General features: G+C 42.9%; 13 protein-coding genes and 1 pseudogene. 5 read left to right on the top strand and 9 right to left on the bottom strand.

The features are described from left to right. Positions 1-18 precede the first annotated feature (18 nt). From F9817_RS12380 to dgcN, 4 genes are all read right to left on the bottom strand, one after another. Positions 19-1,560 (bottom strand): glutathione ABC transporter substrate-binding protein, encoded by a 1,542-nt coding sequence (locus F9817_RS12380; protein WP_161155963.1) that lies wholly within the window; start codon positions 1,558-1,560, stop codon positions 19-21. Positions 1,561-1,670: 110 nt separating this feature from the next. Next, on the bottom strand, positions 1,671-3,497 hold the full coding sequence (locus F9817_RS12385; RefSeq protein ID WP_161155965.1) for an ABC transporter ATP-binding protein: 1,827 nt from the start codon (positions 3,495-3,497) through the stop codon (positions 1,671-1,673). Positions 3,498-3,515: 18 nt separating this feature from the next. Next, entirely contained in the window at positions 3,516-4,481 is a 966-nt protein-coding gene (gene dgcA, locus F9817_RS12390) for an N-acetyl-D-Glu racemase DgcA (protein WP_161155968.1), read from the bottom strand. A gap of 8 nt (positions 4,482-4,489) precedes the next feature. Beyond that, the gene (dgcN, locus tag F9817_RS12395) at positions 4,490-5,512 is read right to left on the bottom strand and encodes an N-acetyltransferase DgcN (RefSeq protein WP_161155969.1); all 1,023 of its coding nucleotides are present in this window, start codon (positions 5,510-5,512) and stop codon (positions 4,490-4,492) included. Between the two features lie 334 nt (positions 5,513-5,846). Here dgcN and F9817_RS12400 point away from each other — a divergent pair, with 334 nt between their 5' ends. Next, on the top strand, positions 5,847-6,773 hold the full coding sequence (locus F9817_RS12400) for a LysR family transcriptional regulator (RefSeq protein ID WP_161155971.1): 927 nt from the start codon (positions 5,847-5,849) through the stop codon (positions 6,771-6,773). Between the two features lie 167 nt (positions 6,774-6,940). Beyond that, positions 6,941-8,104: a threonine/serine exporter family protein gene (locus tag F9817_RS12405; RefSeq protein ID WP_161155973.1), complete on the top strand. Its 1,164-nt coding sequence runs from the start codon at positions 6,941-6,943 to the stop codon at positions 8,102-8,104. 133 nt (positions 8,105-8,237) lie between these two features. Here F9817_RS12405 and F9817_RS12410 read toward each other — a convergent pair. Further along, a pseudogene (locus F9817_RS12410) lies at positions 8,238-8,426 on the bottom strand (alternative ribosome-rescue factor A); the annotation flags it as partial. Between the two features lie 445 nt (positions 8,427-8,871). Here F9817_RS12410 and F9817_RS12415 point away from each other — a divergent pair. After that, on the top strand, positions 8,872-9,081 hold the full coding sequence (locus F9817_RS12415; protein WP_000106983.1) for a cold-shock protein: 210 nt from the start codon (positions 8,872-8,874) through the stop codon (positions 9,079-9,081). A gap of 270 nt (positions 9,082-9,351) precedes the next feature. After that, positions 9,352-10,410 carry a GGDEF domain-containing protein gene (locus tag F9817_RS12420; RefSeq protein WP_161155977.1) on the top strand — a complete coding sequence of 353 codons (1,059 nt, stop codon included), beginning with the start codon at positions 9,352-9,354 and terminating at the stop codon, positions 10,408-10,410. A 116-nt stretch (positions 10,411-10,526) separates the two neighbouring features. Here F9817_RS12420 and F9817_RS12425 read toward each other — a convergent pair whose 3' ends face one another. The 3 genes from F9817_RS12425 to F9817_RS12435 form a co-directional block, all read right to left on the bottom strand. Then, the gene (locus tag F9817_RS12425; protein WP_161155979.1) at positions 10,527-11,516 is read right to left on the bottom strand and encodes a mechanosensitive ion channel family protein; all 990 of its coding nucleotides are present in this window, start codon (positions 11,514-11,516) and stop codon (positions 10,527-10,529) included. A gap of 250 nt (positions 11,517-11,766) precedes the next feature. Beyond that, on the bottom strand, positions 11,767-12,999 hold the full coding sequence (gene pepT / locus F9817_RS12430) for a peptidase T (RefSeq protein WP_161155981.1): 1,233 nt from the start codon (positions 12,997-12,999) through the stop codon (positions 11,767-11,769). A 619-nt stretch (positions 13,000-13,618) separates the two neighbouring features. Further along, on the bottom strand, positions 13,619-14,971 hold the full coding sequence (locus F9817_RS12435; RefSeq protein ID WP_161155983.1) for an alpha-amylase family glycosyl hydrolase: 1,353 nt from the start codon (positions 14,969-14,971) through the stop codon (positions 13,619-13,621). A gap of 364 nt (positions 14,972-15,335) precedes the next feature. On the opposite strand from F9817_RS12435, the gene F9817_RS12440 reads away from it, so the two are divergent. After that, positions 15,336-15,998 (top strand): DsbA family oxidoreductase, encoded by a 663-nt coding sequence (locus tag F9817_RS12440; protein WP_161155984.1) that lies wholly within the window; start codon positions 15,336-15,338, stop codon positions 15,996-15,998. Here the strand turns inward: F9817_RS12440 and F9817_RS12445 are convergent. Next, positions 15,995-16,438 (bottom strand): hypothetical protein, encoded by a 444-nt coding sequence (locus F9817_RS12445; RefSeq protein ID WP_161155986.1) that lies wholly within the window; start codon positions 16,436-16,438, stop codon positions 15,995-15,997. The two genes, F9817_RS12440 and F9817_RS12445, sit on opposite strands and share 4 nt — an antisense overlap. Between the last annotated feature and the right edge of the window lie 162 nt (positions 16,439-16,600).

Here is a 16,600-nt window from a genome sequence, read left to right on the forward strand (position 1 = left end):
GGCGTTCTCCTTCTTCTCTTACTTAAACTGAGCTTTAGTGAATAGCAGAGAACCGTCTGCAAGCATTGAAACGCCGCTCAAGTTTTTCTGTTTACCGACTAAGTTGTCTGGCGTGCCTAGGAACACAACCGGCGCATCTTTCCAGATCAGAGATTGTGCTTGGGCGTAAGACGCCGCGCGCTGTTTAGGATCTGCCGTTTTTAAACCGCCCATAATGGCTTTATCCACGGCTTTGTTGCTGTAGTAAGAGACGTTGTAAGCCGTTGGCGTCCATGATTCGGTTGCAAATAATGGACGTAATGCCCAGTCCGCATCTCCTGTAGAAGGAGACCAACCGCCATAGTAAAGATCAAATTCTGCTTTCTTCGGATCTTTCACATTCCACAATTTCGAATCTCGTGTGCCCGAATCCATTGGCACGACTTTTACTTTCACCCCAACTTGGCCTAACTGCTGCTTCACAAATTGTGCAGTACGGACGCGAGGAGTGGAGTTCGATGTCCAAAGATTTAACGTTAACCCATTGGCATAACCCGCTTCTTTGAGTAATTCCTTCGCTTTTTCTGGGTTATACGAATAATCTGGCGATGTCTGTTTGGCATAGAATTGAACATTAGGTGCCATCGCCGAATGAGCAGGAACGCCCATATCAGCCGCATTAATTTTTAACCACAGATTTCTGTTTAACGCGTAGTTAAGCGCTTGACGAACTCTTGGATCAGATAAGGCTTTATGCTGTGTATTGATCGCCATATACATCAGATAAATACTCGGATCACGTTGCACTAGTAGCTTACTGTCAGATTTTACTGAATTGACGAGATCAGCCGGTAATGGGTAGATGGCATTAACCTGACCTGATTTTAATGACGCGACACGCGTTGAATCTTCTGGTGCTGGGTAGAAGGTGACACTGTCCACTTTTGGCCAACCTTTTTGCCAGTAGTTATCGTATTTCACCAATTTCACATCTTGACCGGGTGACCACTCTTCGAATTTAAATGGGCCAGTCCCTGTAGGGTGCATACGCAAGTCCGCTTCTTTTGGATATTTAGCCAATACCGCCGGGCTCCACATCACAGCAGATGGGTGAGCAAGGGTATTGATAAATGCACCAAAAGACTGATTAAGATGGATTTTAACCGTGTCATCATCGACAACCGTCACCTTATCAATCATCTTGTAGAGACTGTTACGTTTTAGGCCTTTGGTTTGATCAGATAAACGATCTAAGTTGGCTTTTACTGCTTTCGCGTTAAATGGTGTACCGTCTTGGAATGTTACCCCTTTACGTAGCGTAATGGTAAATTCAGTCGCGTCATCATTACTGCTGTATTTCGTCGCCAATTCAGGAATCAATTTCATCTGATCATCAAATTGGAACAAACGCTCAAAAATACCACTCTGTACTGAATAGCTCACGTTGTCTGATGTATCGTGAGGGTCAAGACCTGTGATATCAGCATACATAGAAATTTTTAAATCAGCGGCCAAAGCGCCAGCAGAAAAACCGAGCGCTAAAGCTAACGCTAATGTGGTACGACCTAAACGTGGTGTCATGATTATCTCCTGATTATCCTTAATCAAATCTCGCTCCAACAACATGCATAACCGCTGCTGGTTAATGGAACTTGGGGTAGTAACATTCGAAGTAGCTAACAGCGCGATAATTACGCTTCAGCTACCCAGTGCTCTTGTGATATTTGGCGATAGCGCGTTTTCTGTCCTTCAACGCCTACCAGTCTCATCGGAGATGGCGGTAGTTCACTATCATCAAATTGGCGTTCTTTACGACGTTTCGGATCGGCAATAGGCACCGAATCCAATAGACGTTGGGTATAAGGGTGTTGGGGCGAATTAAACACCGCTTGGCGACTTCCCATTTCAACGATTTGACCGAGGTACATTACCGCAACTCGATTCGCAATGCGCTCCACTACTGCCATATCGTGAGAAATAAAAATCCACGCTACGCCCATTTTTTTCTGTAAATCCATCATCAAGTTAATCACTTGCGCTTGGATGGAAACATCCAAAGCAGAGACCGCTTCATCGGCAATAATAATTTTGGGCTTCAACGCCATAGCACGTGCAATGGCTATCCGTTGTCGCTGACCGCCAGAAAACTCATGGGGATAGCGCTGCGCATGTTCAGGTTTAAGACCAACGTTAATCAGTAGCTCTTCTACTGCAGGCGTTGCTTCCTTTAAATCTTTGGCGAGGCCATGAATAAGCAGTGGCTCTGCAATCGAAAAACCAACCGTCAACCTCGGATTAAGTGAAGCGTAAGGGTCTTGAAACACCATCTGCATTTCACGGCGAATGGGCTGAAAGCCTTTATCATTGAGTAATGAGATCTCTTTGCCTTCGAAATGAATACTTTCCGATTGGCTTTCAATTAAACGCAATAGAGAGCGACCCGTTGTTGACTTACCACAGCCACTTTCACCAACAATCGCTAAGGTTTCCCCTGGCCAAATACTGAAATCAATCTGCTCGACTGCGTGTACTTCATGACGGACGCGCGCCAAAATGCCACTGCGTACTGGATAATAGACTTTGAGCCCTCTCACATCTAATAGAGGCTTACCTTGATAATTAGCGGTGCGGTGATCGAGGGCTTCTAGTGCTTTGCTCTGCCCAACCAATTCAAAAGGCTTCGGCCAATAACTGTCTGTCATATCGCCTAACTTAGGCACAGCAGCAAGCAGTGCTTGTGTGTAAGGATGTTTTGGCGCATGAAAAACGGTATTAACATCACCAGTTTCGACGACTTTGCCACGAAACATCACCACGACTTTGTCAGCCACTTCCGCCACCACGCCCATATCGTGCGTAATAAACATCACTGACATATCGCGCTGTGCTTGTAAGTCTCTTAAAATACGTAAAATGCGCGATTGAATCGTGACATCCAAAGCCGTCGTTGGTTCATCCGCAATCAAAATTTGTGGATCACACGTTAACGCTAATGCAATCATGACTCGCTGACGCATTCCCCCCGACAAGGCATCAGGGTAACTACTCATCACTCGCTCAACATCAGCAATGTGGACTTGCTTTAATAATTCACAGGCTTTGTTATACGCTTCGTTATGAGTGCATAACTGATGATCGAGAAGAGCCTCTGTCAATTGATCGCCGATTTTCAACACGGGGTTAAGCGATGTCATGGGCTCTTGAAAGATCATGGAAATATCTTTGCCACGGATAGCGCGTTTTTCATTATCGGTTAAGCTCAATAAATCGATAGGGCTGTGTTTGGGTTGATAGGCGATTCTTCCCTGTTGAATCACTGCGTTATCACTGAGCAGCCCCATGATGGTCAATGAGGTCACAGATTTTCCAGAGCCACTTTCGCCAACGACAGCAACAATTTCTCCCCGCCCAATCGAAAACGACACATCATCTAATGCTTGATTCACCCCTTCGTGACCACGAAAAGCCACACTTAGGTTCTCTACTGAGAGTAATGGCGTTGTATGTTGTTCAGTCATCCGTGACCCTCTTTTCAATTAAATCCAAATTTGTCCATGACGAAATTCCAGATAGGGAGCGCTATCTGCAGCAAGCCAAATAGGACCGTCTAAATCGATAATTTCACTTTGAGCAGCGATAGGCAGAGCCGCTTCCATTGCCAATGATGAGCCCAACATGCAGCCCACCATAAGGCGCATTTGATTCTCTTGCGCGGTAGCGACCATCTTCAACGCTTCCGTCAAACCGCCACACTTATCTAATTTAATGTTGATAAATTCGTAGCGGTTTTTTAGACCTGCAATATCACCGCTAACATGGCAACTTTCATCAGCACACACAGGAATCACATGGTCAAAATCAGCTAACATCTCATCTTTTCCAGCGGGAAGAGGTTGCTCAATCATAGTGATGTCATAGGGTGTGAGCTCGTCAAATAAAGCAGCTAAATCTAGGCCAGACCACGCTTCATTAGCGTCAATCACCAACGTGATATCAGGGGCAACCGAGCGAATAGCCGCCACTTTTTCAACGATCTGTTCACCATTAAGTTTGATTTTTAAGAGCAAAGCTCCGCGCTTATAAGCATCTAACGCTGAAGCTCGCATCGCTTCGAGGGTATCTAGACTGATGGTTTCTGCTGTAATAACCGATTGAGGTTGCTGCACATCACTGCTTTGCCACAATGATTGCTGCGCCATTACCGATTCCAAACGCCATAAGGCACAATCTAAAACATTTCGCGCAGAACCTGCTGGCAAATGGGCTTGTAACGCTTCGCGGCTCAAACCTGCTCGGATCTCTTGCGCGATTTGCTCTAATTGAGCCACGACACTTTCCGGTGTTTCATCATAACGAGGTGTCGGCGTACATTCCCCTAGCCCAATAAACCCATCTTGTTCAATACTGACACGCACCACAGTGACGCTGGTACGTGTGCCGCGAGAAATAGTAAATGGTCGAGATAATGGCAACTCCACCACATCAATATCGAGATTTCTCATATCCCCTCCTACTTCGCGCTCAATAGTGATTGCTGTTTAAGATAAGAGGCGATGGAATCTAACCCAAAACGAACCGAATCCGTTGCTGGCACTCCGAACTGCTCACTAATTTGTGCTAAATAGGCTTTTGCTTCCGCTTCTGGATACTGCGATGTGTTCACCGAAAAACCCGCTAACTGAACATCAGGGTTCGTTAAGCGCGCGTTATAAAGATTGAGATAGACGCAGTCTTCTAGTTCAACCAATGGATGATGGGGTAAATGGCGAGTATGAGGTCGGCCCATCTCATGGCACATCACGAGCCAATCCGGCTGAGAGCCATGCAGCAAACCTAAACTGACACCAGCATAAGAGGGGTGGAACAAAGACCCTTGCCCTTCAATGATATCCCAGTGATCAACATCATTATCAGGCGATACCCATTCTGCCGCACCAGAAATAAAATCAGATACCACAGCGTCAATAGGTATCCCTTCACCAGCGACTAAAATCCCAGTTTGGCCAGTAGCGCGAAATTGGGCATTAATTCCCTGCTCTTGCAGTGCTGCCTCAAGGGCTAAAGACGTATACATTTTGCCCACAGCGCAATCAGTCCCTACCGTTAATACCCGTTGACCCGTACGCTTTTTACCAGACCCAACACTTAACTCTGATTTTTGGTGACGAACATCAAACAACGCCACACCGTACTGCTCAGCCAGCTCGGTAATTTCCGGGATATCACTTAATTTCTGATGCAACCCACTTGCGATATTCATCCCGGCTTTAATTGCTTGGGTAATCGCATCCATCCAATGCTGTGGAATATATCCTCCCGCATTCGCTGTACCGAGGACGAAAGTCTTTGCTCCTTGCTGCGCGGCCTGTAATGGCGTCAAATCAGGCAACTCAAGCGAGACCTCACAACCAGGTAAACGCATTTGACCGACACAAGAATCTGGACGCCATGCATGAATACCGCGAGCAGTTTTGGCAGAAAGGGGATCGGAAACGTCTCCGAGGAAAAGAAGATAAGGTTGAGGAATTTGCATATCCATGTCTCTAGCTAATGTCATTCATTGATTGATTTCACTATTGCATGGTCATCCCTCAATAAACGAATACTTGTTTGTGGGAAGGCCATAACTTGAGGTTATACCCAAGGATTAAACACAATTGGGGTTATAGGATTTAAGGTCTGGAATTGGACATAAAAATTGTGTCATATTAGATGGTCATAGCGTACATCGGACAATAAACTGGAAAACGGAAAAATAAAAAATCAAATAAATTCATTAAGATAAAAGAATTAAACTGAAAATAACATGGAGTAATTTTCAGGCGTATCCACCTATTTTTTGTGTCACAAATTGCGAGGGAACAGCAATGAGGTTAAGGCAAATCGAAGTGTTTCAAGCCATCATTCAGGCCGGTACGATTAGCGGAGCAGCACGCCTACTTAACGTATCTCAACCTAACGTAAGTCGGGTACTGAATCATACCGAACAACAACTGGGATTTAGTTTATTTGACAGAAGCAGCAAAGGACTCATTGTCACGCAAGAAGGGAAACGCCTATTACCGGAAATTGAAAGACTGACCTACCACCTGCATTCTATTAACGAACTCACCGATACCATTCGCACAGAAAAAGCGCACACTATTCGCATCGGAGCGGCACATGCTTGCTCACAAATGGTCGTGGTGCCCACTATGGTTGAATATCGTCAGGCTCAACCTAAAGAACATGTCGATCTTGTCACGGAGCACTTTGCTACGTTGCAAGAAGCCGTACAAAATGAACAACTGGATTTTGCTTTGGTGTTCGGCCAGCATACCGACAGTTCACTCCTCGCCGAGCCCCTTTTCCAATCCGATATGGTTGCAATTGTACCTAAACATATGTCAGTCCCTGATGAAATCAACCTCAGTTGGTTATGCCAACACAACTTCCTAATGATGCAAGAAAACGATCCATTAGGAAGAGTGCTGCATCGAGCTCTTCAGACTCATCATCTACAACCGAGTAACCCTTTATTAATTAAAACCTATTCAGTGATTGCGGATATGGTCGTATCCGGAGGTGGCCTTGGTGTTGTAGATTTATTTACGGCTTCACGTTACGCCAATGATGTGCAAATTTTACCGTTAAAAGAACGATTACCTTTCGAATTGGTATTTATTACTCGCCGCAATATTCCACAATCCAAACAAATCATCGAGTTAAAACAGAGATTTCGCGCTCAATGCAGAAAGATTAGCAAGCTAAATCAACATGTCACTTTGAAGAAGGAAGCACTGTTACACTCATAACTTTTTAATCCATCATTCTGATCGTTAGTAATAAGTTAATCTAATGCGACTTGGCAATTATTGTCACTCGTCAATTGGGGGCTTTCCTGATAATTTACGCGCGTTTTGAAACCCTGGTGCGCACATAACTTGCACTGATGTTATCCACCCTGCACTGTATTGAAATCATGCCGTCCCAATACCGAATTAATAAGATTGTTGAAATAGGTGACACGCTGCATCGCTGCGGTTGTGCACCTTACAAAGTTGAAAAATATACTCAGCACTATGCGCGCAAGCATGGCGTTGATGTCATGGTTCAAGCCTCTCCGACTGAAATTAACTATCAGTTTCCTAATGATAACAACGCAGTGGTGCTAAAACGCTTAAAACCAGCATCCATTAACTTAAGCTTATTAGCGAATACCATTATTCGTATTAATCAACCTAGTACAGAGCCGGTACCAGAACCTTTGGGATACCCTTGGTGGGCAATCGCGTTAGCCAATATGGGAATTCCACCTGCTTATTTATTGCTGGTTGGCAGCACATTTGAAGCCGTCATGATCTCTATCCTATTAGGTGTGATTGTGTGGGTTTCTCAACTCGTCTGTCGCGGCCATAGAGCGATAGCCGTCGAATTTATTGCCGCGTTATTTTGCGGAATCTGTGTGGCAGCCATCGCTAGCACCGGTTTACCGATTCCTGTGTGGACGTTGTGTATTGCTGCTGTGGTACTTTTTGTTCCGGGCTTATCAATTGCAAACTCATTGGAATGTCTAGCATTTAACGACTTAGTATCAGGAACCAGCTTGCTTGGACAAAGCACTCTCATATTGATGAAGCTTTTTGTCGGGATGATCATTGGCTTAAATATTGGTGAGTCCATTTGGGGACATATGGATGCAGTAGCGTATCGCAATGACATTCCATTACCGTTACATATTTTTGGCCTATTTTTGCTGTCGGGATCTATTGGCATTTTATTCAATGCTCGGGTCAAAGACATTTTGCTCGGCGCCCCCGTTGCTGTGTTAGGTATGTGGGGACCATTCTATCTCGGCTTTGATGCAGGCTGGGTCGTTGGTACTTGGGTCACAACCGTATTAATTACTCTTTACGGTACTTGGTTAGCTAAACGCATGGACTTAACGGGCTCTATCTATATTGTACAAGGCATCATTATTTTGGTCCCGGGAAGTCGAGTATTGATTAGCGCCAGTCAAAACTTGTTCGCTCAATCGATTCTCCCGATTCCCAGTATTGGGCTATCGGCGCTCTTTATGTTTGCAGCGATTGTTGCGGGGCAAGTGACTGCGTATTCGATTTATTCACCGAAAATCGAGCACTAGGCATAGCCTTTCAACTCTCGAAAGAAAGAGCTAATCGATAATAAGAAGGCCGCCATCNTANGATGGCGGCCTTCTTTATGGTGTTGTTATCAATGCTGGCAGGAGCCCTATGCAAAAATCGCGATTACGCAGCCTTTGAATAGGGCTCTTGGCCTCTATGTTTTGCCTTGCGGCTAAAACTGCCTTTCCCTTTTTTCGCTTTTTCAACTCGAGAGCGAAATAGCTGACTAGTAACGACTGCTTTTAGCGCGTTGTCTTTAATTTCACCGCGTCCTATATCGGTGTCGTTATGCTTTTTACAGCACGGCTTATGACTCATCATTACCTCCTCAGGTGCTTATTGATTCATCGCGCGAATTGTGGCTTATTTTTAGACAATGTCAAGAATCATCAGCTTATTTTTTAATCTCTCAAATAGCATTGTAACGAACTGGGTTGAAGGGCTATTTGGACATAATTTAAGCCTAAATTATGCCACAGATCTTATTTTCAAAAGTGAGCGAAAGGTTAATTACATCGAAATGTCTTTTAGTGCAAATATTTGCTTTAAATTAGAGATTTCAATCGTCTTGCTACAATTATTCGATTGACAACCCCTAAGATTACTCTAGACTCAGAAGCAGCTAGAAATGAAGTTCTTTGTATACACATTGTTTCGTTGGATTACTTGTAACTCCCCGGCGTGTCGTACGCAATAGCAATTTACTTTTCCACGCTATCAGCGCCGAATTCGGCCGAATATTTTTGATAAATTTAGGATATACATTATGTCTACTCCAGTTACTGGTACTGTAAAATGGTTCAACGAAACTAAAGGTTTTGGTTTCATCAAACAAGAAAACGGTCCTGACGTGTTCGCTCACTTCAGCGCTATCCAAGGTGACGGTTTCCGCACTCTTGCTGAAGGCCAAAAAGTTGAGTTCGTAATCACTCAAGGCCAAAAAGGCCCTCAAGCTGAAAGCATCAAAGTACTTTAATTTCTAAAGTAAACCAAATTCTGAAAACCAGCGCATCTCGCGCTGGTTTTTTTTTATTCTGATAAAAATGTTGTTATATATTCCATTACTTTAAATACATATCAAATAAATTATTTTGCCATTTTCTCAAATATTTTTTAATTCATAACATAAATTACATAAAATTATATATTGCTCCCAAATCCTTATATTAGGTATGTCTTGCCTATTTTTTATTGGCTTAACGTTCAGATAAGATGTTTGCTCTTTTATTCACAGCGCTTATTCGTCATGATCAGCCAGTTTCTTGAACAACAATTAAAATTACCTAAAAACAGCCTTAATCATCGGCGGGCTTACGTAAATTTCACCTCAGCAATACTTGTACTGCTGTGCTCTATGTTCTTTGCTTACTACGACTACGCGATTAAGTACAATTGGGATTTGCTTATCGCCAATATTAGTGCTTTCTCTGCGACGTTAGTATGTCAATTTTTACTGCTCTATAAGCGCCAACTGCTGTCTTCATCTATTGTGCTTACTTGTGTTGTGGTAGCACTGACGCACTACTATATCTACGAAACAGGCAATAAAGAGTATGCGCTCGTCTTTGGTATTATCGCTCCACTTATTTCCATCACCTTACTGCCAAAACGACTCGCTCTCCTGTTTATGGTGATACAGTTTGTCACTTACATCTACTGGCTCCTAAGTCACCTAAACATATGGCGTTCAGCAGCATTTACCGCCTCAAGTTGTATTAATCTTATTTCTGTGTGGTTAGTTCTTACCGTTACGATTACCTACTTAGAGCTCAGTCGCGATAAAGCCTACCGCCAACTTCATAAGACTAACCAACGCCTCCAGCATATAGCAATTACAGATACTCTTACCCAAGTCTATAATCGACGCTATATCGAACAGAAAATTGATGCATCACCATCGAGTTATCATCTTGCGATGATTGATGTGGATGACTTCAAGCACGTCAACGATACCCATGGCCACATCAGTGGTGACAATGTTCTCAAAGGCATTGCAGATTTGCTGCATGATGAATTTCATCCTCATGGTATTGTTGGCCGATGGGGTGGTGAAGAATTTATTGTATTGTTACCTGTCACCTATTCCTATCAACAAGCTTTTAAGTTAACTGAACAGGCTCGTAAACGGATTGAAAGCGCAGATTTTGATATTAAAGAAACAGTATCCGTTAGCATCGGTTTATCCGCATCCTCTCATGATAATTACGAGACAATTTTACGTAGAGCCGACCAAGCTCTATATAAAGCTAAAGCGCAAGGTAAGAACCAAACGGTTACTGAAAACGCAGGTAGGGAATCACATTAAGGTTAACTCTCATGAACGGGATATCCTATCACTCTGATATCCCATTCAAGCATGAGTATGAAACAAATCCTAATATAGCCAAAGATATTGCATCTTGAGGTAACTCAGGTATAGCTCTAGCGACGTAGCAATGATGTCATGTAGTAACGCATTTTTGTTGCAAGAGGACCTTGATTAGGCGTTTGTTTAACGGGCTTCTTTTTTTCCGTTTCTTTTACGTCATCCACAACCACCTCATCAGATGGAGGAGTCAATGCTGTTTTCTCACATAGCGTGGGATAAGCCAGTGTGAACAGCTCCATAAAATCTTGGCGAATTTTTTGTTCAAACTCATTGGCTTTTTCTGTCGGACAGAAAATCATAAAGTGCACCGACTGTTCCCCAGCCCCTGCGCTACCAATATCGATATGAGGTTCGGCACTCGGTAGATCGACGCCAGCATGCTTTTCTATCATACTGTTATAACGTCTTGCGACATCGATAAAATGAGAGAAATGCTCATTAATTCGTAGGTAGAGATCCGGCAGTAAAGGATATAAGTTTACAAAATGCGGCACGATGATATTGAAGTTATGAAACACATATCGTTTCATGAAATTCAGGTTTTTTACTGGGTAGGTAAAAAACATGCTATTGGGTAAGGTTGCCGTTTTACCTGTGTAGTGATATTGCCCATGTAATAAGTCAATTTCTTGAATCACCGTGGCCATCATATTGTGATCAATCACTTCACCACTTAATTGTCCTACCTCAATCCAATCACCAACGCGAAATGAGCGAGAGCTCGCACGTTGAATAGATCCGGTTAAACACAAAATGATCTCTTTTGATGCCACAACGATGGCGACCGCAATAGCGGTAACAGAAAGAGCAAACTGATTGATTTCAGACTGCCAGAGAACAAAAAGGACTAACAAGGTACTAGCAAACATGCCATTCTTAGTTCGTGACATCCATTTCCGCTGATCTTCACTTAAGAAGGAAACGTCACCACGAATCAAACGTAATAGAAAGCTTCTTGCTAACCCCATTACTAACAAAATTAGCGCGGTAAACACCAACTTATAAGTCATTAAAAAATCAATAACCGCGTTAAATTTATCCATTAATTTATTTTCTCCCGCTTTACCACAGTGATGCTTTCATCATTAACTAATAGGGCATCATAACTGAATACCTGCAGATCCCCATCACAAAAACACGTAAAGCGCGTGTCACGTCAAAGGTTTGCTAGTTAATTATACAAGTCGCTCAACTCAAGATAGTCAATGAGGAATATAAAAGCGAAAGAGGGAGACTCCCTTACTGACTCGCTAACCCCTGAAAGCAGATCAGTAAGAGAGAAATAATAGAGGATTAAGATTGATAACGCAGTGCGGTTTTTTCGGCAATTTTCACGATAACTTTAGCCGCTTGTTCCATGCCTTCAATCGTTGCAAACTCATGAATACCATGGAAATTATATCCTCCAGTAAAGATATTCGGACATGGTAATCCCATGAATGATAAGCGCGCACCATCTGTACCACCGCGAACAGGTTTAATCAGTGGTTCCACATCACACTCTTCCATCGCTAGTTTGGCAATTTCGATAATATGTGGATACGGCTCAATTTTTTCGCGCATGTTTTGATAACTATCGGTAATCGTCACTTCAACAGAACCTTTGCGTAATGACTTATTAAGCTCTGCCACTTTCTGCTCAAGGAGAGCTTTTTTATCTGCCAAACCTTGTGTTTCAAAATCCCGAATAAAGTAGGTAAGTTCTGATTTAGCCACCCCCATTTTAGCGGCTGTTAAATGGATAAATCCCTCGTAACCTTGGGTTTGTTCCGGTCTCATTTCGGTTGGCATCTGCTCGATAAATTGCGCCGCGATGTACATCGAGTTCACTAATTTACCTTTCGCTGTGCCTGGGTGAACACTGACCCCGTTACAAATCACTTGAGCAGTCGAACCATTAAAGTTCTCATATTCCAATTCACCAACCGGCCCACCATCGACGGTATAGGCCCATTGAGCACCAAATTTTTCAACATCAAAATGATTAGCACCACGGCCAATTTCTTCGTCGGGAGTAAACCCAATACAAATATCACCATGCGGTATTTCCGGATGAGCTTGAAGAAATTGAATTGCACTCATAATTTCGGCAATACCTGCTTTATCGTCAGAACCTAGCAGCGTAGTACCATCAGTAGTGATGAGATTACAGCCATGTAATGTATGCAGTTCAGGGTATTGAATAGGTGATAGCACTTCATCACCTTTGCCAAGTGCAATATCGCCCCCCTGATAGTTTTCTACGATCTGCGGCTTAACATTTTTCCCCGATGCATCCGGCGCAGTATCCATATGAGAAATAAACCCTATCGCTGGCACATCATAGGGTACATTGGATTTCAGCTTCGCCATCACATAACAACGGTCATCAATACTCGTATCACTTAATCCAAATTCACACAATTCTTCATAGAGCGCTTTAGCGAAAACCTTTTGCCCTGTAGAACTAGGACAATGATGGTTCTTCGGCTTGGATTGGGTATCAAACGTGACGTAGCGTAAAAAACGCTCAACTAAATTTTCCATTACATGCACTCATGTTCAGTCTAACTGCAGCTTGGGGGAACACTCCTCAGCTGAAACAATGCCGTCTAGCAGCTCAATATTGTCCATACTACCCATTCCCACCGAATATAGTTTGCTATAAATCAGTTTTTATTGAATTAAAAACCAAGGCTCAATGGATTGCTGTTTCTAAGGTGCATCGGATTAACAATCAGTTGATATGAAACAAAAAATTGAGATCCGTTTTCCTCACAGCAATACAAAATCAGACACTGTTGCATTGAGAGTTAAATCTAACTCACAGACTGTAACGAAAAGATTCGTTTTCATAAAAATGTGCTTTGCATGTCGTCATCTAACCAACTAGGGTTAGATCATCGTTGATTTCCTGCGCTGCAACCAGATAAAAGAATAAGTAGTCAATTGTTCTGGAGTTGGATAAAACCACCAAATAACAATTACTAGCAACGTCAAGCCTCATGGCGCCTACTCTGAGTAGGTCCATGAGGCACCTTTCAAGCAGTTACTCACAATATTCCACTCGTTATGCCACCTTTAATTTTCCACACTTTTGCATAACATACTTTCCTGTCAAAGGAACCACTGTCTAGGTTTTCCGCAGCATACGCTGCGGATTTTTTTACCTGTCGCACAGAAGCATTCGACTTGCCCTTCCTGGAGTATTTATCGTCACTTGCCCCCTATCTGAAACAAAACGCTCTCCAGTTAATATGTCGATCAAATCGACAGGGAAGTTCAGGTTGATAGTAAAAGAGTGTGATGATTTATTGATGCTGACTGCGCCTTGATCACCACGGGTAAATATCAAGACATTATCTGTCGCGAGAATCGGATTCATACTTAAACCATGCATCCGATTATGAAACTCGATACGCGCAGCCATGGCTTTATCTTGCCAGACGTTTTTCCATCTTGGTTTACCTTCACGGTTCTTAATGCCACTTGTATCTAAATCACTGTAAATGAGTGGCACGCCGCCATCTTGCCCCAATAGATATGAGTATGCGAGACTTTCAGCAACTTCGTCCATAACTTGTCCACGAAAGGCATCATTATTGGGGACATCGTGTGTTATCGCAAAAGTCACCGCGCGCTCTTTTGACAACGCTTCACCAAAGCTATACGGATCAACTAAGGTCGTTAAACTCCCTTGGCAGGCGAATGCATTGTATACCGTTTGAAACAGAGGAAAGTCATAAGCACCAAGTCGAGTTTGCTCTAAGTAAGGCTGTAGAAAGAGCTGATATTCTTGGCGAGTTGCGCCTCCATCTGTAATGATTTCGCCAAATATGTGCATATCGTGAACAATGTCATCACTCCAGACTCGCCTAATATGCTCTAGCGATAAATGCTTAGCCGCATCAATGCGAAACCCCTTGATACCAATACGTTTCAACGCTTGCAGAAACTGGCGTTGCTGGTTAATCACATGATCGTTATCGCGCAATGTAGGAAGCCCCTTATCCTTAGGCCCTCCTGTAATACGACCATTTTGCACTTCCCATTTATCTTTCCAATCTTTAATACCGAATGCTTCGACAAAGTCCTGCTCAGTAAAAAGTGGTTCGGAAAGATCGCCAAACAGCTTCTGCCGCTCAAAATAAGCTTCATTTTGCTTATAATCGGCTAAATCACTTGCGCTAGGATACTGTAAATCAAGGCGTAAAGACGATTCGTTCGCCATGTGATTAAACACAATATCCGCATAAACGTGGATATCGTAATGATCTAATATTGCGACCATTTGAGTTAAAGATTCGGTATTGCCGAGTTGATTATCAATCACTCGATAATCTTGTGGTTGATAACGTTGCCACCAAGGGGTGCCCATTTCCTGTTTGAAGGATTTCATCGGTGGAGAAATAAGCACTGACCGATACCCAGCGCGATAAATGGCTTCAGCTCTCTCAGAGATAAGAGCATAAGGCCAATCGAAGGTATGCAAGATCACATCGGTTGGCTGGCATGTCATAACAGCAACTCCTTGTTGTACGAAAGCTAATTAAAATCACAGTTGAAGGCGTAGCTTTCGGCCTTTCCTATTCATTTATTTCACTTTGATTGAACGCGTCAGCATGGCTCATCAGATTAACGGTTAACAGACTAAACCATGTGTAATAACGCCCAGTGAATACATCACCTGCCAGTGAGAGTTATCTCATTGCTGTTTTGGGGCGGGTCACATCTCGACCAATGAGTAATGGAGTCAAGACACAATCATCGCTACCCTAAAGTGAGTGACTAAAGTATACATCAGCTTTACCAATCAAATTATTAGTAACTAAATATCATAAGTTAACGTGGAGGGGAAATGACAGATAAACAACAGGAATCAAATGCGCTCGCTTAGAATAGACATTGTGGCCGACTTTGTGTGTCCTTGGTCATTCATCGCTTACGTACGATTAAAGCATGTAATAAGTCAGTTAGATTCAGACATAACCGTTGAACTGTTTTGGCATCCTTATGAATTGAACCCAACCATGAATTTGAAGGGTGAAAATTTACGCGAACATTTAATGCGCAAATATAAAATGTCTGCCACACAAGTAGAACAAACGCTCAATAAAGTGATTGAAACAGGTAAAATGTCGGGGCTGGAGCTTTCATTTCCAGAAAGCATGTCTATCTATAACACTCGACATGCGCATCAGCTGTTACAGTGGTCTTTATTACAGCACAAACAAACGGACATGGCTTTGGCTTTGTTCGAGGCTTATTTCAAACATCACCGAGCACTGGATGACCATCAAGTATTGATCGCATTAGCGAAAGAATTAGGCCTTGAACAAGACATATGCTCTCAAGTCATTAATAAGCCGTCTTGGTCTAATACGGTTGCCCAAATAGAACAGCAGTGGTTACAAGCAGGGATCTCCTCTGTACCGACTCTTATTGTCGACCAGCACCATTTGATATCTGGAGCACAAAGTGAAGAGTCTCTTTATCAGCAACTGCGCCAGATTACGACCCTTCCCCCGAAAAAACATACTCACTAGATAATGTCTAAAGCGGGTGAGCCATACTCCTTATAAGCTTTAGAAAACCCTACTGTTTGGAAAATAACTTGAACACCATCTTGGGCATAGATGACCTGTGGCTTTGATTGAAACTGGTTAATAATATATTTAAGCCCTTGGTTTGTGGCGGGAAAATCGATTCTTACTCCTAAACCAATACACTGAGCAAAAAAGCTCATACTTTCACCATTCACCAAATATTCTGGCGCTTTATAAATCTCTTGATCAAATCCTAAACATTCTTCAGAGGGAAACACAATCCCAACACTTTTATCTCCAGATGCATTGGCAAATATGACCGCCTGAATCGCACCGCCAAAATTGGAATCAATACGATTGTCTTCCCAGCGTTCAGATTGAGCTATGGCTGTGCTTGCAAATAATGCCGCTAAAGTGACACTGTATTTCCATCGGCTCATAGTCACTCCTTAGTCAAGGTTAATCGATTATCTTACTCTCTACAGAATAAGACAGGATCGCTTTATCCACCCAACTATGTTTTCAATCTCTTCACTCATATGAAAGTGGTTAAGTTAAATTCACCATTTTTATATAGACCCAAGCAAGATCTCACTATTGAA

It is taken from the genome of Vibrio eleionomae, assembly GCF_009874545.1.
Classification (GTDB): domain Bacteria; phylum Pseudomonadota; class Gammaproteobacteria; order Enterobacterales; family Vibrionaceae; genus Vibrio; species Vibrio nitrifigilis.